Consider the following 20921-nt stretch of genomic DNA (forward strand, 5'->3'; position numbering starts at 1 on the left):
GCCAGTGAGACGATGCGTCCATATATAAGAGCTATTGGTCATTAATTGGAACTCTAAATTCAGGGGCGTCGCTCACGACATCCAAGGAGAACCCCAATGACCATTCTCGTTATCGGCGCCACCGGCCGCGTCGGCCGCCACGTCGTCGACCAGCTCGTCCAGCGCGGCGCTAAGGTCCGCGTGCTCACCCGCGACCCGGCCAAGGCCAGCTTTCCGGCCGGTGTCGAGGTCGCGCGGGGCGATCTGCTCGACATCGACGCGCTGCGCGCCGCCTTCCAGGGCGTACGCACCTTCTTCCTGCTCAATGCGGTGTCGGGCGACGAATTCACTCAGGCGCTGATCGCGCTGAACATCGCGCGCGAATCCGGGATCGAGCGGCTCGTCTACCTCTCGGTGCTCCACGCCGACCGCTTCGTGAACGTGCCCCACTTCGCCGTGAAATCGGGCGCCGAGCGGATGATCGAGCAGATGGGCTTCGATGCCACGATCCTGCGGCCCGCCTACTTCATCGACAACGAGCATATGATCACGGACGTCGTTCTCGACCACGGCGTCTATCCGATGCCGATCGGCGGCAAGGGCGTCGCCATGGTGGATGCCCGCGACATCGCCGAGGTCGCCGCGATCGAGCTGATCCGCCGCGACCGGGCGCCGGGCAGGCAGCCGATCGAGACGATCAACCTGGTCGGCCCCGAAACGCTGACCGGCGAGGGCGTGGCGACGATCTGGTCCGAAGTCCTCGGCCGCCCGATCGTCTATGGCGGCGACGACCCGAGCGGCTTCGAGCAGAACCTCGGCACCTTCATGCCGAAATGGATGGCCTATGAGATGCGGCTGATGGCCGAGCGCTATGTCAGCGACGGCATGATCCCCGAGGCCGGCGATGGCGAACGCCTCGTCGCCATGCTCGGGCGTCCGCTCCATTCCTACCGGGCGTTCGCCGCGGGCATCGCCGCCGCACGCTGAACCCCGATCGCCCTGGCTCTCGATGATCCGGATAGCGGCCCGCGTGCACCCCGCAGGCCGCTCGTCCAGTGCTTGCGTCCGACCGGTCTCTGCCATCCACCGCTCCGCATCGGCATCCACTGGGGTCACCAGCGTCCTGTCGGGTTGCTCCAGTCTTCAAGCAATGGAGTGCGACGTCCTGGCGAGCGCGTGCGCCATCCGGGCATATATCGAAGAGCCATGGTCGCGGGTACCGGGCACGGCCGAGCTTGACTTGCTCCAGGGACGAAGGGATTTAAGGTCTATGGGGGCTGCGGTCCCCCCATGAGGCGTCAGCCAAAGTATCGCGTCCACCTATCAAAAAGCGGACGCATGCCATGCATCTTTCCCGATATCTGTTTGCCCTGGCCTTTTGCCCAAATGTCGCGTGCGCGCAGGATCTCGACATTTCCGGCACCGTTCGTGTGCGCTACGAAGCGATTGCGAACCAGCCCCGTACCGGCTTCAATCTTGACGACGACCTGGTCAATCTGCGTACGACCCTGCTCGCGAAATATAAGAGCGGCGCTACCGTCCTGGCAGCCGAGGTCTGGGACAGCCGGATCTATGGCGAGGATGCCGGTACTCCAGTGACAACTGGCGAATCGAATGCGCTCGAGCTGGTGCAGGCCTATGCCTCGCGTGAATTCTCTCTGGTCGATGGCGCCCGGGCGACGCTACGCGGTGGGCGCTTCACCTTGAACATCGGCTCTCGCCGCCTAGTCGCGGCCGACGACTATAGGAACACCACCAATGGCTATACCGGTCTGCATGCGGAGATCGCTGCCAAGGGACGCGTTACGGCAAGCCTGATCTATGTTCTGCCGCAGCAACGGCGCCCCGACGATCCCGCATCACTGCGGCGGAACGCGATCGAGCTGGACAGAGAAGGCTTCGATCTGGTGTTGTGGGGCGGAACGGTAGCGAAGTCCCGCGCGCTCGGTCCCTTCATGCTGGAGGGCAGCTTCTATCATCTCGGAGAGCGCGACCGGCCAAGCCGGCCAACACGCGACCGCTCCCTGAATACCTATGGCGGGCGCCTTCTGCGCGACTCCTCTCCGGGAAAGCTCGATCTCGAGGTTGAAGCCTATTACCAGTCCGGTACGATCAGCGCCTCGGCCGCAGTAACCGCGGCTACGGTTCCGGTATCGGCCTGGTTCTTCCATGGTGACACCGGATACACATTCACCAAGGGATGGAGGCCTCGCCTCTCGGTCGAATATGACCGCGCCAGCGGCGACCGCCCAGGTAACCGATACGGGCGTTTCGATACGCTGTTCGGCATGCGTCGCGCAGATCTGGCACCCGCGGGACTCTACAATGCCGTAGGACGGGCCAATATCTCGGCGGCGGGAGCGCGCCTGGAAGTAACGCCATCGAAGCGGCTGGATGGCTTTGTCAGCTATCACGCGCTCTGGCTGGCCGAGCGGCGGGACAGCTTCTCCACCACCGGTATTCGCGATGCGACGGGTCGGTCCGGGAACTTCGCCGGGCATCAACTGGATGCAAGGTTGCGCTGGTGGGTGCGCCCTGCCGCGCTGCGCTTCGAGGCGAACGCGGTGATGCTCTCGAAGGGACACTTCCTGGAGGTCGCACCCAACGCTCCTCAGGGTGGTACCACGCTCTATGGCTCTCTCAATCTAACGGCGAATTTCTAGTCGCGGCCATTCGCGCGACTCTCAAGCGGCTGGCAAGCCGGCGAGAGGAAGTGCTGGCCGGCGTATCGGCTGGATCCCCAGATCATCGTCATCCGGGTTCGGGTATCCTGCTGGCGCGCCTCGCTGCCCCGTTTGGGTTCGACGGCCTGGAGCAAGTTCCTTTCTTGCGCGCCTAGCGCATGACATGATCGCCTCCGGGCCTATGGGAGGCGGCCTCGAGTGACTTCATTACGCGATCGAGCATTGCTGCGTTGCTGGCAGCCTTGGGCAGTTCCTTTCGCGCGAACCGCTGCAGCCGGTCGACGTCGCGCTGCGGCAAGGCTATTTCGATCGCCAGTCTTCCCAGTGCCTTCGGATCCGCTGCCTGGGCTGCTTTCCCGCTGGCGAGGAAGTGGTCGAGCAGGCGCTTGCGGTCAGCGAAGGTCCACCCCAGCCCACGAAGCTCGTCGGGGGAAACCGACAGCAGCGCGAGCGCGAACTCCATGATGTCGTCGAACGGCAGCGTCAGGCGCGCTGTGCGGCCCCCGCGCTCTTGCCAGCGCCGGATCAGATTCGACCTCATCGAATTTTGAACACCCCATCCACCGCGCACCACTCCGCCGGGCGGAGGAGCCGGTCGTGCATTATCCGGACGGAATGAACTGCCGCCCGGATCTCGCGGCGCCAATGATCGAGAAAGTCGAACAGCGCCGGAAAGCCTGGTGCCAGATCGTACTGCTGCCAGACGAACAGCTGGAGCAGCGAGGGCGCGTCGGGACGATGGTAATGGATCTCGGCGGTGGTGAGCCCATAGCCGTCCAGCTGTGCAATGAAGGCGCTGTCGGTCATCGCGGTGCGGTGCCCGCCTGACGGTTCGGGGTATCGAGGATCGTCGGAGGCGATGCGGCCTTATCGAAACGGACCCTTCTTTCCGCGCATGGCGTTTTGCGCGGCTCCGGCCCGAAAGGGACCGCGGGGCGGTCCGAGGCCCAACGCGCCAGGATCGCGCGTTTCACTTCAGGCTCCGGGCTGGGGTGATGCGCTATCTCGAAGGGGTGAAGAAATCGGGAGACGGGTTGCGACATAGTCGTCCTCCTTTCCTGCGGTCGCTCCTTCTCTTGGCCGTTCGGCCAGCCCAAAATTTTGGTGTTTGGGCTGCCTCTCGTCAAGGGCCGGGGCCGTGCCAAGCATCACGGATCGGGGGATTTTATACCGCGTTCCCAAGCGGTAAAAAAATTTGCCCAAAGGGTCTTGAACCGAAAAATCGAGGCACCTAATTCGCCGCCGCCCGTCGCTGCCAGGAAGTGCCGGGCACATTGACATCATGCTTTTGCAACCGGAGGTTATGCATGCATTTCCGCCCCTTGCACGACCGTGTGGTCGTCCGCCGCATCGAAGCCGAGGAGAAAACCTCGGGCGGCATCATCATCCCCGACACCGCCAAGGAAAAGCCGCAGGAAGGCGAGGTCGTCGCCGTCGGCCCGGGCGTGCGCAATGAGAACGGAACGCTGGTCGAACTGGCGGTGAGCGCCGGTGACCGCATCCTGTTCGGCAAATGGTCGGGTACCGAGGTCAGGATCGACGGCGAGGACCTTCTCATCATGAAGGAGAGCGACATCCTCGGCGTGATCGAGACCATGGCCGAACTCAAGCAGGCGGCGTAAGCGCCCGCTTCCCTCAAACCGTCAGGAAGGACACGAGAAAGGAGTTAGCCGATATGGCTGCCAAGGAAGTGAAATTTGCGTCGGACGCGCGTGATCGCATGCTGCGCGGCGTGGATACGCTTGCGAATGCAGTGAAGGTCACGCTGGGGCCCAAGGGCCGCAACGTCGTGATCGAAAAGAGCTTCGGCGCGCCGCGTATCACCAAGGACGGCGTCACCGTCGCCAAGGAGATCGAGCTCGCCGACAAGTTCGAGAATATGGGCGCGCAGATGCTGCGCGAGGTCGCCAGCAAGCAGAACGACAAGGCCGGCGACGGCACCACCACCGCAACCGTGCTGGCCCAGGCGGTCGTCCGGGAGGGCTCCAAGGCCGTCGCTGCCGGCATGAACCCGATGGACGTCAAGCGCGGCATCGACCTGGCGGTGGGCGCCGTGGTCAAGGATCTCGAGGCGCATGCGAGAAAGGTCAGCGCCAATAGCGAGATCGCCCAGGTCGCGACCATATCCGCCAATGGCGATGCCGAAGTCGGCCGTATCCTTGCCGAGGCGATGGAGAAGGTCGGCAACGAAGGCGTGATCACGGTCGAGGAGGCCAAGAGCCTGCAGACTGAGCTCGAAACCGTCGAGGGCATGCAGTTCGACCGCGGCTATCTCTCGCCTTATTTCGTCACCAATGCCGAGAAGCTGAAGGTCGAGCTCGACGACCCCTATATCCTGATCCACGAGAAGAAGCTCTCCAACCTGCAGGCACTGGTGCCGGTGCTCGAGCAGGTGGTGCAGGCGGGCCGTCCGCTGCTGATCATCGCCGAGGACGTGGAGGGCGAGGCGCTCGCGACGCTCGTCGTCAACAAGCTGCGCGGCGGTCTCAAGGTTGCCGCGGTCAAGGCGCCGGGCTTCGGTGATCGCCGCAAGGCGATGCTCGAGGACATCGCCGTCCTGACGGGCGGCAACCTCGTGAGCGAGGACCTTGGCATAAAGCTGGAAAATGTCACGGTCGGGATGCTCGGCCGCGCGAAGAAGGTCACGATCGACAAGGACAACACCACGATCATCGACGGGGTGGGCACCAAGGGCGATATCGACGCACGCGTCACGCAGATCCGCCAGCAGATCGACGTCACCACCAGCGAATATGACCGCGAGAAACTCCAGGAGCGGCTCGCCAAGCTCGCCGGGGGCGTTGCCGTGATCCGCGTCGGAGGTGCGACCGAGGTCGAGGTTAAGGAGAAGAAGGACCGGGTCGACGACGCGCTGCATGCGACCCGTGCGGCAGTCGAGGAAGGCATTTTGCCGGGTGGCGGCGTCGCGCTGCTGCGTGCGTTGAAGGCACTCGACGGCCTCAAGGCGGCGAACGACGACCAGCAGTCCGGCATCGACATCGTGCGCCGGGCGCTGCGCGCGCCTGCGCGCCAGATCGCCGACAATGCCGGCGAGGACGGTGCCTGGATCGTCGGCAAGCTGCTCGAGAGTGACGACTACAACCAGGGCTTCAATGCTGCGACCGGCACCTATGAGGACTTGGTCAAGGCGGGCGTCATCGACCCGGCCAAGGTGGTACGTACCGCGCTTCAGGATGCGGCGTCGGTGGCGTCGCTCCTGATCACCACCGAGGCGCTCGTGGCTGAGCTGCCCAAGGAAGACAAGCCCGCAGCGATGCCGGCGATGGACTATTGAGCGCCTGGGCCCGGCCATCCAGCCGGGCCCTTTTGGTTGCTTGCCGCAAACGGCCCCAACACTGTGTCCAGCCACCTCCTTCAAATGTGATCGTCCACGCAGATAGGGCGTGTATGCAAAAAGGGGGGAAGGAGCAGCTGCCTCGCCTCGCAGACGAAAGGGCTGAAAAGGCGCAGGGCAGTGAGAAAGCCGGACAGGACGCGAGGGCAAACTACACGTCCTGTCCGGATATGGGGACGGTGGTGACCGGATCCCCATATTGGATGCCGTCCACTTTCAACGATGTGGGACGAGTGTTGGTTCCGGTCGTCGTCGGAGCGGGCGGCGATAGCCATCCAGAGCAGGCGTACCGAGCATGGGGATCGGCTTTCGGGCTAAAAGACATGCGGAGGTACAGGGAAGCCAGGCTTTTCCGGTTAGACCTATTCTGGCGGCCCGGGCGCGCCGCGGCGGCGGCTAAGCCTGCCGGTGGCACTCTTTCGCACTGCGGCATAGGCAACAGCCAGGCGACCTGTCCTTAAGGGAGGATGTCCGCGCCCGGCGGCGCGGGCTAGCTGGATGCCTGACCAACGGAGGCGCTCGTACGGTGTCGATTTCGCTGCTCTGGCTGCGCCAGGATCTTCGCCTGACGGACCAGCCCGCCCTCGCCGCGGCATTGGCAGCTGGATCGGTCCTGCCCGTCTATGTCCTCGACGAGGACGGGTCCGACGCCTGGTCGATGGGGGGCGCCCAGCGCTGGTGGTTGCACCATAGCCTCAAGGCGCTCGACCTCAGCCTGCGCAAGCGCGGTTCGACACTGATCCTGCGCCGCGGCGATACGGTCCGCACTCTGGTCACCCTGGCACGCGAAACCGGCGCCGACCAGATTCATGCGATCCGCCATTATGAGCCCCGGCACCGGGTGGCGGAGCGGAGGCTAACAAGCGAGGTGGAGCTCTGCCTGCACGAAGGAAATCACCTCTCTCCGCTCGACATGGTGCGCAATGGCAGTGGCGCGCGCTACAGGGTCTTCACGCCCTGGTACCGCAAGCTTTCCGAGGCCCTGCAGCCTTTGCCGCCGCTTCCGGCGCCCGACCGGATCGCGACGCCGCCGCGTCTGCCGGCATCTGAGGACCTCGAGGCGTGGCAGCTCCTGCCGCGCAGTCCGGACTGGTCAACCGGTTTCTCGGACTGGTGCCCCGGCGAGAAGGGGGCCTGGCGGCGCTGGCGCGACTTCGAGCGGCGGCTCGACCGCTATGCGCGCGACCGCGACTATCCCGCGATCGCGGGCACCTCGCGCCTGTCGCCCCATCTGCATTTCGGGGAAGTTTCACCGCGTGCGCTCTGGTCCGCGCTGGCGGAGCGAACCGGCTCCGGGCCGGCGACCTTCCGGAGGGAACTCGCGTGGCGCGACCACGGCGCCAACCTTCTCGACCAGATGGCGGACTATCCGGACCGGAACGGGCGGGCGGCGTTCGACCGGCTGCAGTGGCGCGGCGATGCGGCGGCGGACGGCGACTTCCTGGCCTGGACCCGCGGCAGGACCGGCTATCCGATCGTCGATGCTGGCATGCGCGAGCTGTGGCAGAGCGGATGGATGCACAACCGGATACGGATGGTCACGGCCTCCTTCCTGGTAAAGCACCTGCTGATCGACTGGCGCCGTGGAGAACGCTGGTTCTGGGATACGCTGCTCGACGCGGACCTGGGCTCCAACGCGATGAACTGGCAGTATGTCGCGGGGACCGGCGTCGACGCCCCGGTCTTCTCGCGCATCATGGCGCCGCATCTCCAGAGCGAGAAGTTCGACATGGCGGCCTATGTCCGACAATGGGTTCCCGAGCTCGCCTCTCTGCGGGACGCCGAGATCCATGCCTTGCATTTCGACGGAGGCGGCGCCCCGGGCTATCCGGAAAGACTGGTGGGCCATCAGGAAGCCCGTGCGCGCGCCCTTGGTGCCTGGCAGGGGCTCGGGACCCACTAGCCGGTCCCGGCAACAAGGCCGGCGAGCAGTGTCCCGGAACGCCACGCGGCCTCGGCCCCCGGCCCGATCAGCCAGTCGCCGCAGGCGCCGAGGCCCAGCCGAGGGTTCCAGAGCGCGCCCTCTCCCGCGGACCCCGACAAGCCGAAACGCCAGCGATGAATATCGCCGGCAGCGATGTCGAGAGCGCCATCTCCGACCAGACGCGTCAAGGCATCCCGCAGCGCGCGCAGAACCACAGGCGGCGCGTCGTCCAGATGCTGCCGGCTCCAGTCTGGGCAGGCCTGCACCGTCCAGGCCTGCGGCCCGGTCCTTCCCGGCTTGCCTGTTCCGCACGCGGCGAAGCGCACAATGTCTGTCTTCGAGAAAATAGGCGGGTCGCCGATCTCCCGCCGGAGCGCGAACATCGCCGACCAGCAGGGGGCGGATAGGGTTCCGATCGCGGCGGCTGCCATGCGCATGTCCTGGAGCGCCAGGATCGGCGCGGCCTGCTCGGCGGGCAGCGCGACGATCGCCGTGTCGAACGGACCGATCCGACCGTCTTCCCGCAGCAGATGCCAGCCGGCGGCGTCGCGCGCCATCCCGCGGACGAAGCACCCATGGGTGACACGGAGTTCTTCCGCGATCGCCTTCGGCAAGGCATTCATCGACGGGGTCCCCGTCCAGCTTGCTTCGCCGGCCTCGAGCCAGCGCGCCGCCATGCCCCGAGTCGCCCAGCCCTCCAGCCAGCTGCGAAATTCCAGGCTTCCGCCCTCTAGAAAGGGCGCGCCATGGTCGAAGCTCGCCGTGCCGGCGCACGTCTCCAGGCGACGCGTGGCGAGCCTGCCCCCGGGGCCGCGCGCCTTGTCGAACAGCGAAACACAAAGCCCCAGGGCCTTGAGCCGGGCGCCACAGGTCAATCCAGCGAGCCCGGCTCCGATGATCGCCACCCGCATCGACCGCCTCCGCCTTGCCGCGCCCGGGAACAGCCCTGCCATCGGCACGGAAGCCGGCCAACCTGACCAAAGGGGCAATGCTTGGATTGCACATCCCGACGCGCTACGTTTTGGCCATGGTGATCCTGGACATGATCGAGACGAGCGCGACCGCCGCGGTGATCAGCAACCCGCGATTGCCCGACAATCCGATCATCGCGTGCAATGCCGCGTTCCTTGCGCTGACCGGTTATTCGCAGGGGGAGGTCCTCGGGAGGAACTGCCGCTTCCTGAGCGGTCCCGCCACCGAACCGGAACTCAGCGAGACGCTGCGTGCGGGCATCCGCTCGCGCCAGCCAGTCATGGTTGAAATCCTCAATTATCGAAAAGACGGGTCCAGCTTTCGCAATGCGGTGATGGTGGCGCCGATCTTCGACGCCGAAGGCGAGGTCGAATATTTTCTCGGCTCGCAAGTCGCGCTGGCCGATCTCGACGGCGCCGGGCGCGTGCAGCGGGGTCGGGCACGCGAGCGAATCGCGACCCTCAGTCCCAGACAGCGCGAGATCCTGATGCTGCTTTCGCGCGGCAAGCTGAACAAGCAGATCGCGCACCTGCTCCAGATTAGCGAGCGTACCGTCAAGATGCACCGCGCCGCGCTGCTGGATGCGCTTGGCGTCAACTCCAGTGCGGACGCGATCCGCATAGCCGTCGAGGCCGGCTACTGAGCGACTGCCCCTAAGTACATCTGGCATGCGGGTGCGGCGAATCTAGCATCGGTCCGTTCAACACCCCGCACCGCCCTTGCCGGTCGCTGCGGGCCCTTGCCGGGAACCCGCATGACGCACGACAGCGCCGCGCTTCGCCCAGAACCCGCCAGCGGCAAGATCCTTTTGCTGGCCAACCCACGCGGCTTCTGTGCCGGCGTCCAGCGGGCGATCACGGCAGTCGAGGACGCGCTGTCCCTGCACGGCGCCCCCGTCTATGTCCGTCGCCATATCGTCCACAATCAGCGCGTCGTCGATCGGCTGAGGGCGCGGGGTGCGATATTCGTGTCCGAGCTGGCCGAGGTTCCGCCAGGTGCCGTCACCATCCTGTCTGCACATGGCGTTCCACAATCTGTTCTGCGCGAGGGGCGTGAACGCGGCCTTCGGACGCTCGATACGACCTGCCCCCTCGTTGCCAGGGTACACGCCCATGTGCTCGATCAATATCATGCCGGCCGCCATGTCCTGTTGATCGGGCATCAGGGGCATCCCGAAATTATCGGTACGCTCGGCCAGGTGCCGCCCGGCGCGATCTCGGTGGTGGGGTCCCCGGCGGATGTCGGTGGGTTGCGGCTCGCCGACAACATCGCAGTGGCCTATGCCGTCCAGACCACGTTCGCGGTGCACGAAGCGGCGACCATCATCGCTGCCATCAAGGAGCGTTTCCGGGACGTGTCGGTCCCGCGCGCGACCGATATCTGCTACGCGACCTCCAATCGGCAGGAAGCGATCGAGGCCCTGGCGACACGCGCCGGGCACGTGATCGTGGTCGGTGATCCGCTGTCCTCGAACGCACGCCGGCTTGTCGAGGTATCGCTGGCGGCGGGCTGCCGGGATGCTCAGCTCGTGCCCGATCCCGAATCGCTCGATGGCAGCCGGCTTTCGGGGGTGGACGTCGTGGCCCTCACCGCCGCCGCTTCCGCGCCAGGCGAGGCAGTCGATGCCGTGGTCGATCGCCTTCGCACTATGGGCTATGTGCCCGAGGAGGTTGCCGGAAGGATCGAGGCGGCTTCGTTCAAGCCGGTCTCGATGACGCCGATCGAGGAAATTTCGCTGGACGCGCGCAGCGACGCCGTCCGACGCGATCTCGAGCGTTGTCTGGAACGCGTGCTGGTGTCGGCCTCGGCAAGCGCGCCGCCGCGGCTGTGCGAGGCGATGCGCTACGCCGTCCTTGGCGGAGGCAAGCGCCTCAGGGCTCTCTTGACGGTCCTTGTCGCCGAGATGCTGGGCGCCGAATACCGGCATGCGATCTGGATCGCCGCGGCGATCGAGTGCCTCCATGCACAGTCGCTGGTCCATGACGATCTGCCCTGCATGGATGATGACGATTTCCGGCGCGGGAAGCCTAGCCTGCACCGAGCGTATGACGAAGCCACCGCGGTCCTCGCGGGGGATGCGCTCCTTGCATTGGCGTTCGAGATGCTGGCGGACGAGCGCGCCCATCCCGACCCGGCAGTGCGCGTGCGTCTGGTGTCGGCGCTCGCAAGGACCATCGGTAAGGACGGGCTAGCGCTTGGCCAGATGATGGATCTCTACCCCGAAGCCGACGCTCCGGTCGCGGAGGTCGAGCGGTGCGAGCAGCTCAAGACCGGCAACCTGCTGGGGTTCTGCGTAGAGGGGGCGACGCTCATCGCGGGCTGCGAGGGTCCGGATCGCGACCGACTGCTCCGCTTCTCCGAGAAGCTGGGCCTCGCCTTCCAGATCCGGGACGACATCCTAGACCGTGTCGGTTCCGCGGCCGGGATGGGCAAGCGTGTCGGCAAGGACCGCGCCGCCGGCAGGCGCACCGCCATCGAGATTCTGGGGTTGGACGGTGCAAGGCTCCGCTCCGCGTCGCTGGCCCAGTCCTGCCTCGAGGACCTCGAGCAATTCGGTGCCCGGGCCGCCCGGCTCCGCGAGATCGCCGGTTTCGCGATCTCGCGCATGCACTGAACCGCCGGCGGCACGCTCTGCAATATGTCCTCCGACCTGGAATTCCCCAAATGACTACTGCGCTGATCATCGGAGCGGGCTTTGGCGGGCTCGCGCTTGCGCTGCGCCTCCAGAGCGCCGGCATCGCGACCACCGTCGTGGAGGCCCGCGATCGCCCGGGGGGGCGGGCCTATGTCTGGCGGCGCGATGGGTTCACCTTCGACGCCGGGCCCACGGTGATCACGGACCCGGACTGCCTGCGCGAACTCTGGGAGCTGTCGGGCGGCAGCATCGAGCGGGACGTCGAGCTACTACCGGTATCGCCCTTTTACCGGCTGCTCTGGAACGACGGTTCGCAGTTCGACTACTCGAATGACGAAGCTGCCCTCCAGGCGGAGATTGCCCGGTTCGAACCAAAGGATGTCGCGGGCTATGCGCGATTCCTGGCCTATTCGGAGTCAGTATACCGGACCGGTTATGTCGATCTCGGTGCGAAGCCCTTCCTGCGCATGGGCGACATGGCCCGCGCAGCCCCGGCCCTCGTGCGGCGCAGGGCCTGGCGCTCGGTCTATGCAGCCGTCAGCGCGCATATCGCGAACGAGAAGCTGCGCCAGGCATTCTCCTTCCATACCCTGCTGGTCGGGGGAAACCCGATGCGCACCAGCAGCATCTATGCCCTCATCCACAGCCTCGAGAAGCGGGGTGGCGTGTGGTTCGCCAAAGGCGGGACAAATGCACTTGTGGACGCAATGGTACGGCACTTCGAGCGCCTTGGGGGCAAGCTGATTCTCTCCGACCCGGTGAGTCATATCGCTTCTACGGGAAGCGTCGTCACCGGCGTGACGACGCGCAGCGGCCGCCAGTTCGAGGCGGACCTTGTCGCAACCAACGGAGATCTGGTGCACAGCTACGGCCTCATTGCCGACAGCCGCTACGCAGCGGCGAAATCCCGCGCGCTAAGGCGCAAGCGCTTCTCACCGAGCCTGTTCGTGCTGCACCTCGGGCTTCGTGGCAGTCTCCCCCAGGTCGCGCACCACAGCATCCTGTTCTCAGATCGCTACAAGCCCCTTCTGGACGACATCTACGATCGCGGACGCGTGCCCGGCGACCCGTCGCTCTATTTGCACCATCCCAGCGCAACAGACGCCTCCGTGGCTCCTGCGGATTGTTCGACGCTCTATGCTCTCGCGCCAGTTCCGAACCTCGGCAAGGCGGATCCGGATTGGAAGACCTTCGGCATGTCTTATCGGGAAACCGTGCTCGACCGGATCGAGCAAACGCTCATTCCCGATCTGCGGAAACGGATTGCGACTATCTTCCACTATAGTCCGGCGGACTTCGCGACCGATCTCGGCGCCCATCTGGGCAATGCCTTCAGCCTCGAGCCGCTATTGACGCAAAGCGCGTATTTTCGCGCGCATAATCGGGACGACCATTTCTCGAACCTCTACTTCGTCGGGGCCGGCACGCATCCTGGCGCCGGGATACCGGGGGTGGTGGCGAGCGCCAAGGCGACGGCGAGCCTGATCCTTGACCGGCATCGCCACCGGACTTCGGACTGAGGGCGTCATCGTGTGCGGCGGGGCGGCGAAGGACAGGTCGATTTCTGGCTTGTGAGAAGGCACGTCGCGTGCGCACCTGGTCCGCACCGATGCAGGTACTGTCACCTGCATCGGCCCGGTCCACTCAAAACCGTCTCGCCGCTTTCGAGTCCCGGTTTTTTGAGGCACGAATTCAGGCAGGGTCACCCGGCGCCACGGGCCGGCGATCAGCGACCAAAATTCGACCGGGACGACGACCCGGTGACGGCCTCAGGCGATTGCGAGCAGTGCGAGCTTGGCATCGTCGAGTGAATGGAAGCGGACCAGGCCGCCGGTCGGCCCCTCGGGATGGATCGAAACGGGAGGCTTGATCCGATGGTTCTCGAGCTCCTCTCGCAGTTTCTCCCATTCCACCGACGTCAGCGAAAAAAGCGTCGATCCGTCACCGCCAATCTGTTTCATTGCCGCTCCCTGCTATGTGTCCCTTCGACCGGCGCGCCGCAAAATTCACAACCTCGAAGGCTTCGGACAGCCTGCACGCCCCCACCGTCTCAGCCATATGTCGAGCCATTATCCTGACCAGCGATCGGATGAGGTCAAGTACCTGGCGAGCCGTCCGGCGCAGCGGAATATGGACTGTGCCGGCATCGGGCTCGACGCGCCGCAACCCAAGCGGTCGCCTTCGGTGTTCGCCGCCGCGCTACTAAGTCTGCGCGCGCCGGAGGAACCGAGATCATCCCTGTCACAGGCCGAGCCCGGCCAGCGCCTCGAACAACTCGTTCGCACGAAACGGCTTGGTCAGCCGTGGCAGGTCGGGGGCGATCCCCTCGACATCCGCATAGCCTGAAACGATGAGGCAGGGCAGCCTGGGTCGAATCGCCCGCACCGCCCTGGCGAGTTGGGTTCCATCCATGCCTGCCATGAGATGATCGGTCACGAGCACCGCGAATTGCTCTCCCGCCTCGAGCCGGCTGAGTGCGGCCCGCGCCGAGTCCGCCTCGACTACGTCGAAGCCGCATTCCTCCAGCATGTGCGCCGTGCTCGCACGAACCGCTTCTTCGTCATCCACGAGAAGAGCCCTGCCGCGCGGCCCGGGGCCAGCAATCACGTCGTCGGAGCCGGCGGGTGACGGAATCGCCCCTGCCGCCGCGGCGGGAAGCCAGATTTCCACATTGGTACCGAGCCCCGGCTTGCTGGAAATGCGGATGCCGCCACCCAGCTGCTGCGCGAGGCCATGGACCATCGAAAGCCCGAGCCCTGTGCCCTTGCCGATCCCCTTGGTGGAGAAGAAAGGCTCGATCGCGCGTGCGAGCGTCTCCGCATCCATCCCGTTCCCGCTATCGGCCACCGAGATCATCACATATTGGCCAGGCTGCAGCTCACCCCCAGCCTGTTCCCAAACTTCCTGCGCGGTCGCGCTGATGCGAAGCGTGCCGCCATCGGGCATGGCATCGCGCGCATTCACGCTCAGGTTCAACAGCGCCATCTCAACCTGATTATAGTCGGCGAGCGCTGCCGGCAGATCGCTCGCAGCCTCGATCAGTACCTGTACTTGCGGCCCCGTGGTGCTCGCAATCAGATCGCCCATGCCTGCGACAAGGGCCGCAACATCGATCGCCGTCGGCTGAAGCGGCTGCCGGCGCGCAAAGGCCAGCAGCCGCTGAACCAGGGTACGCGCCCGGTCCGCCGACTGGAGCGCGCCCGCCACGAGCCGCTGCTCGCGTTCGTTGCCGAGGCGCCTGCGGCTGAGCAGGTCCAGAGAGCCGATGATCGGGGTCAGGAGATTGTTGAAGTCGTGGGCAACGCCACCTGTCAGCTGGCCAAGCGCCTCAACTTTTTGTGACTGGCGTAGCTGCTCCTCCGCCTGGGCCAAGCGACGTTGCTCGGCAATGCGCTCGGTAACGTCGTGCACGATCTGATAGGCACCGATCCGCCTGCCCGAGCTGTCGCGAAGCGCGTTGAAGGTGATCTCGAAGAAGCGACGCTCGCGATTGGGGTCCCCAAATTCCTCGACCATGGTGAATTCCTCACCGGCGAGTGCCCGGCCCCAGGTCCGCCGCACTTGGTCGCGGTGCTCCGGGAGATCGTCCAGCACATCGAGCATCGAGGCGCCGACACGGGGGCGAATGCCGTAGACGGCCTCAAAGGCTTGGGCGGCCGCGCGATTTACCGCCAGCCAGTGATAGTCGAGGTCGGCAACGAAGATGATAGCCGTGGTGTTCTCGACCACGTCGGCAAGCAGCTTGCGCTCTGCCAGGCCGTCCGCGACACGCTGTTCCAGCGTCTCGTTCAGCTCGCGGAGGGCACGCTCGGTCCGTTTGCGCGCGGTTATATCGATGGCGGTGCCGATGATCCGGACACACTTCCCCGCCTCGAAAACCCCACGTCCCTTGGCGGCAATCCAGCGGACGATACCGTCCTCCTTGCCGATCGTACGATATTCGACGTCATAGACGGCGCGCCGCTCCGGATCGGCGGCGGCGGCATAGGCAGCGACAGTTGCCTCGAAGTCGTCCGGATGGAGACCCGCGTAGAAATCCTTCATCGAGATCGGGACATCGGGCGAGATGCCGAACATCGCTTTCAGCCGCGGCGGCCAGAACAGGGTTTCGGCGACAATATCGACGTCCCACTGCCCGATCTCAGCGGCATCCAGCGCCAGGCGAAGCTGCTCCTCGCTCGCGCGAAGATTGGCTTCCGCCGCGACCCGCTCGACATGCGCCCAGGATCGGCTCGTCACTTCGCGCATGACTGTGAGCTCGTAGTCGCTCCAGCGGCGCGGCACCTTGTCATGAATGGCCATCAGGGCGGTCAGGCGGCCATTCTTTACCAGCGGCATGCAGACCGTCGCTGCGACGCCGATATCCTGGAAGGTCCTGGCCTCCTCGGGCGCGATCTCGCTCAGGTTGTCGTTGATGACCAGCGGCCTGCCGGCGCCCAATTCCGAGACGGCCAGGCGTCCAAAATCAGCAAGGCTGTAATGGCCAAGGATCGAAGGTGAGCCGTCGGCGTGCCAGTTGCCGCGAATGGTGAAGCCATCCGCATCGGCGTCCATGTCGGCATAGGCGCAGTTCGTCACCGACAGGTGCGAGGCGACCATTTGGACGGTAACCGAGAGGACCTGCTGCGCGTCGTGCAGCGGTGTCACGGCCTGGCTGAGTTCATCGAGGAAGCGATAAAGCTCTTCGCTGCGCGCAAGCCGCCGCTCGGCGAGAATCCGCTGCGTGATGTCGAACACCAGCGCGAGCATTCCAACCGGTTGCCCCGCCCCGTCACGCAGGGGAAGATATTCAAGGTCCATCCAGACCTGTTCAGGACGACCGTGCCGCCAGAGTTCCAGCTCTTGGGCATGAAAGCTGAGAGGCTCGCCCCGCATCCCGGCATCGAGCACGCGCGCGTTGAACGTGCGCGCCTCGGGCCAGACATCGAGCAACTTGGCGCCGAGCGCCGCGGGATGGCGCGGCCCGCAGATCTCCGCATAGCCGTCATTGTAGAGAAGGACGCCGTCCGGCCCCCAGAGCAGGGCCATGGGCACCGGGGACGCCAGGACGATCTGGACATGGGCCAGTAGTTCGCTCGGCCAGGCATTGAGGGGGCCGAGCGGCGTGGCGCCCCAGTCCATCGAGCGAATGAGGTCGCCGGCATGCCCGCCACCGACCAGGCCGGAAGGTGTCACGATCTAGCTATCCCCCTCTGGCCACGGTGACTGCCGATAGCCGATATCTGTTTGATATTACAGCAATCCGGGCAATGGGCCAGCATTGATCTCCCGGCTGTCGAAGAGGCAGATCAGGCGCGTGCGGGTTGCGACCTCGCCCCCGGCGCGGAGAAGTCGCGCTTGATCGGCAAGATTCCGCGTGCACCCGCATTCGAGCCGGAGACCTCAGCCTTCCTTGGGACCGAAGCCTTGTTCGGCAGGACGCTCGCCCGTCGAATGGCGGTCGAGCGCCACTCGAATGCGGTCTGCCAGTTCCTGCCGGCGATAGGGCTTTCCTATGACATCGAGCCGGCTGCCGCGCGGAATGTCGGCGACCAGGTCCTCGTTATAGCCGGTGGTCATCAGGATCGGCGTCTCGGGCCGCAGGGCGTGGAATTTCTCGACCAGTTCCAGGCCACTCATCCCGCCCGGCATGACGATATCGGTGAACAGCAGGTCGACCTGCCGGTCGCCGAGCAGGGCCAGTGCCTCCTCGCCGCTCGATACGACCAGCACCGTATAACCGAGTGCCTCCAGCTGCTCCTGAGCGAGCACTCGCACATCGTCGCTGTCCTCCACGAGCAGGATCGTCTCGCTGCCGCCGGTGCTGGCCCTATCGACGCGCGGCGTTGGCGCCGCGATACTCTCCGTGCCCGCCACGGGGAACAGCATGCGGATAGTGGTGCCGCGGCCGAGCTCGGAATCGATCTCGAGGCGACCGCGCGATTGCTGGACAAAGCCGTGCACCATGGCGAGCCCGAGTCCGGTACCGCGCTCGCTGCCCTTGGTGGTAAAGAAGGGCTCGGTCGCGCGCTGGCGGACTTCCTCGCTCATGCCCGCGCCCTCGTCGCTGATCGCGAGCACGACATAGTCGCCTTCCGGGAGCTGGTGCGCGGCGGCGTTGCCGTTGAGCTTCCACAGCTCGGTTGCGATCGTTACCTTGCCACCTTGGGGCATCGCGTCGCGGGCGTTGATGAGCACGTTGAGGACGGCCATTTCCAGATGGGTCGGGTCGATGTCGATCTCGGGCAGGCGGCGCTCCAGCGTGGTGATCAGGCGGACCTGGGCCCCGACGGTGTTGTCGATCAGGTCGCCGAACTCGTGGATCAGAGTGTTGAGATCGGTACGTCGGGGCTCCAGGCGGGTCTTGCGGGCGAAGGCAAGCAGTTGGCGGGTCAGCCTGGAACCGCGATCGGCGGCGCGCGCGGCGTTGCCGACCAGCCGATGCTGTCGTTCGGTCAGTTCGTCCCCCTGCAGCATGTCGAGGTTGCCGGCGACGACTTGGAGCAGGTTGTTGAAGTCATGGGCGAGGCCGGCGGTCAGCTGGCCGATCGCCTCCATCTTCTGCGCTTGGCGGAAGGCCTGTTCGGAAGAGCGCCGGCGCGTGACGTCGAGCTGGCTGGCGAAGAAATAGATGAGCTGGCCATCCGCGTCGTAGACCGGCGCCACGAACACCGCATTCCAGAAGGCAGAGCCATCGCGGCGATAGTTGAGGATCTCGATCGAGATCGCTTCTTCCGCGGCGATCGCGTCGCGCAGCTCGCGGACGGTCTCGCGGTCGGTGTCGGCGCCCTGAAGGAAGCGGCAATTGCGCCCGACCACCTCGGCCTCCTCATAGCCGGTCAGGTCGAGAAAGGCTTTGTTGGAGAAGACGATCGGATTGTCGTCCTGCCGGGGGTCGGTCAGGATCATCGGCATGCGCGTCATCTGGAGCGCCGCGAAGAAGACGGTGCCGCGCTGGTCGAGCCCAGGCTCGGCGACCGTCGAGCTCTTCCAGTGATGCTGCCCCTTGTTGCCCGTGGGGCTGTACGAGGTGGGGTCCTTGAGATTGCCCGCCGGCTCGCCGGTCGCTTCCTGGGCATTGCCGGCCTGGCCGCTATCCTTGCTCGTCACCATGGTCCTCGAAGAAAAGTCTCTGGCAAGAATGTTCCCGGAGCGTTTCGGTTTCCACGCCTCCACAGATTGGTTGCTTCGCCGCCTGCATCGGCCGCAGGCGGGGCGTCCGCCAAGCCGGACGCCGCTACTTCGGCGACCGCCTGCCAGCTCTGTGCTTGCCGGCCTGCGTCCCTTCAGTGAGCTGCAGCATCTCCGCCGGCTCGAGCTCGCGGATCAATTGGTCGGTCGTGCATTGCCCAGGCGCCTTGTCCGGGCGCCAGCGCAGGAACCGCGTCCCATGCCGGAAACGCCCGGCGGTGACTTGGTCGTAGGCGAATTCGGCGACAAGCTCGTTATCCAGCGCGATATAGGTGCCGGTCTTTTCCGGATTCCAGCGGCTGGGCCCACCTGGCGCCCTGCCAGTGAAGCCGGGACCGCCTTCGTGCGACGCGAGAGTCTTCGACAGCGACTTGCGCTCGCCCCCGGCAAAGGCGGAGCAGAACCCAACCAGATCGAGCCGGCCGGCCTTGTCGAAAAGCCCGAGCAACAGCGATGCCACCTCACCCTCGGCATCGATGCGATAACCGCCAACCACGCAGTCGGCGGTGCGCAGTTGCTTGACCTTGCGCATCGCCCGCGCGCCAGCGGCATAAGGCAGGTCGAGCGGCTTGGCTACGACGCCGTCCAGCGCACCGCCGCTCTCCGCCAGCCAGGCTCGGGCGCGGTCGGGATCGAGCGAGGTGGGTGAAAGGATTAAGGTCGGGCTCTCGAACCGGGTTGCCAGTGCCTCCAGCGCAGCGCGGCGTTGGCGCAAGGGTTTGCTGGCGAAATCATGGAGACCGATTTCCAGGCAATCGAACAGGATCAGTCGGGCGGGCGTCTCGCTCGACAGTCTGGCGATGCGAGACGCCGCCGGATGCAGCCGGGCCTGCAGCGCATCGAACGACAGGTGGGTACCGATGGGCACGACCAGCTCGCCATCGAGCAGCAGATGGCCCTCATCAAGCCCGCGCAATGTCTCCAGCACTTCTGGGAAATAGCGGCCGAGTGGCTTGCCCGACTTCGACCAGATCTCGACCCTGTCGCCGTCGCGCACGACGATTGCGCGGAAGCCGTCCCATTTGGGCTCGTACTGCCAGCCCGGCGGCTCGGGCAGCGCCTCGACGAGCAGCGCCTCCATCGGCGCGATGGGCGCGACGATCTCAGGCGCGTCGCCCGCATTCGTCTTCAGGGATTTGCGTACAGCCATCGGCGCTCCTCGACTCCCGGGACCAACTGTCGGGCATCCGATGCGTTTCGCGGGACGTCGAGCCAGCTTCGCTCGGCGGACTGGCGCTGGGGCCTCGGTGTGGCGGGCCGCCGGGGCAGGCGCGGCCTTGAACGAAGATGCGGGGTCGGCATTATCGTGCGATGACCTCCCAGGCCGCGAAGTTGAAGCGGGATTACGCCATCGGCTTGGCCCGCGCCTCTGCCGGTGCGATCATCTTCGGCCTCCCGCTGCTGATGACGATGGAAATGTGGGCGATCGGCTTGCACATCGGACCTGCGCGCCTGCTCCTTTTCATGGCCTTCAACCTGCTCGTGCTGGTGGTCCTGTCCCGTTTCGGCGGTTTCGAGCGCACCGCCACGCTGCTCGAGGACGTGCCAAGCTGCGGTTCCGGGTCTTCCAGTCTTTCTGATTCCGGCCCGGCAGCTGCTGGCACCGCCGGGCCGGTTCCCGTGCAGGCCTATTTCGACGGCGTCTCGATCTTGACGTCGGCGTCGATCTTCTTGGTGCCGCCGTTCAGCAGGTTGGTGCCGAACAACACATAGAGAACCGCCAGAATCGCGATAACGCCCACGATCACCAGCACCGCAGTCGCGCCGCCGCCACCGCCTTCCACGACCGTCACTTTCTCGTCTGCCATTACAGCCTCCTCTCTTTGATGAATCTCGAACGGTCGGCAAATGCGCGTGTTCCGGGCGTCAGTCCTTGCGGGGCAGTCATGCTCCGCTCGAACGGAAACACGGCGCCGGGTTGGAGGTGCCGGCGCGGCGCAGCGTTGCTAGTCTCGCTGTCCCTCGGGGCGGATCACGATCCCCTTGCCGAGAGGCTCTACCTCGAGCCGGTCGAGTTGGGCCAGCAAGTCACCGAACACGTCATCCTCGGCGACGGGTATCGCACCCTCGAAGGCGGCGCCGAGCCGGTCCAGGTCCCCCCGGGTCAGCAGGCCTATGGCGACGATAGGGTCGGGGCGATGGTCGTTGCGGGACATGAGCGGAGAACAAATTGCGCCGCGCAAATGTCCCGCAGCCCGTCGC

Annotated in this window: 19 protein-coding genes; 9 read left to right on the forward strand and 10 right to left on the reverse strand. The window is 65.6% G+C overall.

The features are described from left to right. The first annotated feature begins 96 nt into the window (after window positions 1–96). Both AAHM44_RS12285 and AAHM44_RS12290 read left to right on the forward strand, forming a co-directional pair. Window positions 97–966 (forward strand): SDR family oxidoreductase, encoded by an 870-nt coding sequence (locus AAHM44_RS12285; protein WP_342250150.1) that lies wholly within the window; start codon window positions 97–99, stop codon window positions 964–966. A gap of 356 nt (window positions 967–1322) precedes the next feature. Then, a complete protein-coding gene (locus tag AAHM44_RS12290; RefSeq protein ID WP_342250151.1) occupies window positions 1323–2642 on the forward strand; it encodes an alginate export family protein in 1320 nt (439 codons plus the stop codon). A 172-nt stretch (window positions 2643–2814) separates the two neighbouring features. Here AAHM44_RS12290 and AAHM44_RS12295 read toward each other — a convergent pair whose 3' ends face one another. From AAHM44_RS12295 to AAHM44_RS12305, 3 genes are read right to left on the reverse strand one after another with little or no spacing between them, the layout of a single operon-like run. Continuing rightward, window positions 2815–3204: a hypothetical protein gene (locus AAHM44_RS12295; protein WP_342250152.1), complete on the reverse strand. Its 390-nt coding sequence runs from the start codon at window positions 3202–3204 to the stop codon at window positions 2815–2817. After that, window positions 3201–3470, reverse strand: coding sequence for an usg protein (locus tag AAHM44_RS12300; protein WP_342250153.1), 270 nt, complete (start codon window positions 3468–3470; stop codon window positions 3201–3203). The genes AAHM44_RS12295 and AAHM44_RS12300 overlap by 4 nt, the downstream gene beginning before the upstream one ends. Next, window positions 3467–3706: a hypothetical protein gene (locus AAHM44_RS12305; RefSeq protein ID WP_342250154.1), complete on the reverse strand. Its 240-nt coding sequence runs from the start codon at window positions 3704–3706 to the stop codon at window positions 3467–3469. The genes AAHM44_RS12300 and AAHM44_RS12305 overlap by 4 nt, the downstream gene beginning before the upstream one ends. Window positions 3707–3970: 264 nt before the next feature. Here AAHM44_RS12305 and groES point away from each other — a divergent pair, with 264 nt between their 5' ends. The 3 genes from groES (at window position 3971) to AAHM44_RS12320 (ending at window position 7921) form a co-directional block, all read left to right on the forward strand. After that, the gene (gene groES / locus AAHM44_RS12310) at window positions 3971–4285 is read left to right on the forward strand and encodes a co-chaperone GroES (protein WP_342250155.1); all 315 of its coding nucleotides are present in this window, start codon (window positions 3971–3973) and stop codon (window positions 4283–4285) included. 53 nt (window positions 4286–4338) lie between these two features. Continuing rightward, window positions 4339–5958, forward strand: coding sequence for a chaperonin GroEL (groL, locus tag AAHM44_RS12315; protein WP_342250156.1), 1620 nt, complete (start codon window positions 4339–4341; stop codon window positions 5956–5958). Between the two features lie 586 nt (window positions 5959–6544). Further along, complete coding sequence (locus AAHM44_RS12320) at window positions 6545–7921, forward strand: cryptochrome/photolyase family protein (RefSeq protein ID WP_342250157.1); 1377 nt, start codon at window positions 6545–6547, stop codon at window positions 7919–7921. On the opposite strand, the gene AAHM44_RS12325 is transcribed toward AAHM44_RS12320, so the two are convergent. Then, on the reverse strand, window positions 7918–8853 hold the full coding sequence (locus AAHM44_RS12325; RefSeq protein WP_342250158.1) for an NAD(P)/FAD-dependent oxidoreductase: 936 nt from the start codon (window positions 8851–8853) through the stop codon (window positions 7918–7920). The two genes, AAHM44_RS12320 and AAHM44_RS12325, sit on opposite strands and share 4 nt — an antisense overlap. 116 nt (window positions 8854–8969) lie before the next feature. On the opposite strand from AAHM44_RS12325, the gene AAHM44_RS12330 reads away from it, so the two are divergent. From AAHM44_RS12330 to AAHM44_RS12340, 3 genes are all read left to right on the forward strand, one after another. Then, window positions 8970–9557 carry a PAS domain-containing protein gene (locus tag AAHM44_RS12330; RefSeq protein WP_342250159.1) on the forward strand — a complete coding sequence of 196 codons (588 nt, stop codon included), beginning with the start codon at window positions 8970–8972 and terminating at the stop codon, window positions 9555–9557. Window positions 9558–9668: 111 nt separating this feature from the next. Continuing rightward, the gene (ispH, locus tag AAHM44_RS12335; RefSeq protein ID WP_342250160.1) at window positions 9669–11528 is read left to right on the forward strand and encodes a 4-hydroxy-3-methylbut-2-enyl diphosphate reductase; all 1860 of its coding nucleotides are present in this window, start codon (window positions 9669–9671) and stop codon (window positions 11526–11528) included. A gap of 50 nt (window positions 11529–11578) precedes the next feature. Then, entirely contained in the window at window positions 11579–13069 is a 1491-nt protein-coding gene (locus AAHM44_RS12340) for a phytoene desaturase (protein WP_342250161.1), read from the forward strand. 249 nt (window positions 13070–13318) lie between these two features. On the opposite strand, the gene AAHM44_RS12345 is transcribed toward AAHM44_RS12340, so the two are convergent. The 4 genes from AAHM44_RS12345 to AAHM44_RS12360 all read right to left on the reverse strand — a co-directional run bounded on the left by AAHM44_RS12345 (window position 13319) and on the right by AAHM44_RS12360 (window position 19869). Next, complete coding sequence (locus AAHM44_RS12345; protein ID WP_342250162.1) at window positions 13319–13510, reverse strand: hypothetical protein; 192 nt, start codon at window positions 13508–13510, stop codon at window positions 13319–13321. A gap of 280 nt (window positions 13511–13790) precedes the next feature. Continuing rightward, on the reverse strand, window positions 13791–16724 hold the full coding sequence (locus AAHM44_RS12350; RefSeq protein WP_342250163.1) for a PAS domain-containing protein: 2934 nt from the start codon (window positions 16722–16724) through the stop codon (window positions 13791–13793). A gap of 207 nt (window positions 16725–16931) precedes the next feature. Next, window positions 16932–18641 (reverse strand): histidine kinase famiy protein, encoded by a 1710-nt coding sequence (locus tag AAHM44_RS12355; RefSeq protein WP_342250164.1) that lies wholly within the window; start codon window positions 18639–18641, stop codon window positions 16932–16934. Window positions 18642–18765: 124 nt separating this feature from the next. Continuing rightward, window positions 18766–19869 (reverse strand): ATP-dependent DNA ligase, encoded by a 1104-nt coding sequence (locus AAHM44_RS12360; protein ID WP_342250165.1) that lies wholly within the window; start codon window positions 19867–19869, stop codon window positions 18766–18768. Window positions 19870–20030: 161 nt separating this feature from the next. Between AAHM44_RS12360 and AAHM44_RS12365 the strand changes: the two genes are divergently transcribed. Then, window positions 20031–20432: a DUF2391 family protein gene (locus AAHM44_RS12365; RefSeq protein WP_342250166.1), complete on the forward strand. Its 402-nt coding sequence runs from the start codon at window positions 20031–20033 to the stop codon at window positions 20430–20432. Here AAHM44_RS12365 and AAHM44_RS12370 read toward each other — a convergent pair. Next, window positions 20348–20527: a hypothetical protein gene (locus AAHM44_RS12370; RefSeq protein WP_342250167.1), complete on the reverse strand. Its 180-nt coding sequence runs from the start codon at window positions 20525–20527 to the stop codon at window positions 20348–20350. The genes AAHM44_RS12365 and AAHM44_RS12370 overlap by 85 nt on opposite strands. Before the next feature lie 138 nt (window positions 20528–20665). Further along, window positions 20666–20921: hypothetical protein (locus tag AAHM44_RS12375; protein WP_342250168.1), on the reverse strand; the 256-nt coding region annotated here is incomplete at its 5' end.

It is taken from the genome of Sphingomonas sp. OTU376 (genome assembly GCF_038440415.1).
In the GTDB taxonomy this organism is placed as follows: domain Bacteria; phylum Pseudomonadota; class Alphaproteobacteria; order Sphingomonadales; family Sphingomonadaceae; genus Sphingomonas; species Sphingomonas kyeonggiensis_A.

Excerpts from the sequence above, each read along its gene's own strand:
- AAHM44_RS12285 (WP_342250150.1), top strand. The coding sequence starts at position 97 with ATGACCATTCTCGTTATCGGCGCCACCGGCCGCGTCGGCCGCCACGTC.
- AAHM44_RS12290 (WP_342250151.1), top strand. The coding sequence starts at position 1,323 with ATGCATCTTTCCCGATATCTGTTTGCCCTGGCCTTTTGCCCAAATGTC.
- AAHM44_RS12295 (WP_342250152.1), bottom strand. The coding sequence starts at position 3,204 with ATGAGGTCGAATCTGATCCGGCGCTGGCAAGAGCGCGGGGGCCGCACA.
- AAHM44_RS12300 (WP_342250153.1), bottom strand. The coding sequence starts at position 3,470 with ATGACCGACAGCGCCTTCATTGCACAGCTGGACGGCTATGGGCTCACC.
- AAHM44_RS12305 (WP_342250154.1), bottom strand. The coding sequence starts at position 3,706 with ATGTCGCAACCCGTCTCCCGATTTCTTCACCCCTTCGAGATAGCGCAT.
- groES (WP_342250155.1), top strand. The coding sequence starts at position 3,971 with ATGCATTTCCGCCCCTTGCACGACCGTGTGGTCGTCCGCCGCATCGAA.
- groL (WP_342250156.1), top strand. The coding sequence starts at position 4,339 with ATGGCTGCCAAGGAAGTGAAATTTGCGTCGGACGCGCGTGATCGCATG.
- AAHM44_RS12325 (WP_342250158.1), bottom strand. The coding sequence starts at position 8,853 with ATGCGGGTGGCGATCATCGGAGCCGGGCTCGCTGGATTGACCTGTGGC.
- AAHM44_RS12330 (WP_342250159.1), top strand. The coding sequence starts at position 8,970 with ATGGTGATCCTGGACATGATCGAGACGAGCGCGACCGCCGCGGTGATC.
- ispH (WP_342250160.1), top strand. The coding sequence starts at position 9,669 with ATGACGCACGACAGCGCCGCGCTTCGCCCAGAACCCGCCAGCGGCAAG.
- AAHM44_RS12340 (WP_342250161.1), top strand. The coding sequence starts at position 11,579 with ATGACTACTGCGCTGATCATCGGAGCGGGCTTTGGCGGGCTCGCGCTT.
- AAHM44_RS12345 (WP_342250162.1), bottom strand. The coding sequence starts at position 13,510 with ATGAAACAGATTGGCGGTGACGGATCGACGCTTTTTTCGCTGACGTCG.
- AAHM44_RS12355 (WP_342250164.1), bottom strand. The coding sequence starts at position 18,641 with ATGGTGACGAGCAAGGATAGCGGCCAGGCCGGCAATGCCCAGGAAGCG.
- AAHM44_RS12360 (WP_342250165.1), bottom strand. The coding sequence starts at position 19,869 with ATGGCTGTACGCAAATCCCTGAAGACGAATGCGGGCGACGCGCCTGAG.
- AAHM44_RS12365 (WP_342250166.1), top strand. The coding sequence starts at position 20,031 with ATGACCTCCCAGGCCGCGAAGTTGAAGCGGGATTACGCCATCGGCTTG.
- AAHM44_RS12370 (WP_342250167.1), bottom strand. The coding sequence starts at position 20,527 with ATGGCAGACGAGAAAGTGACGGTCGTGGAAGGCGGTGGCGGCGGCGCG.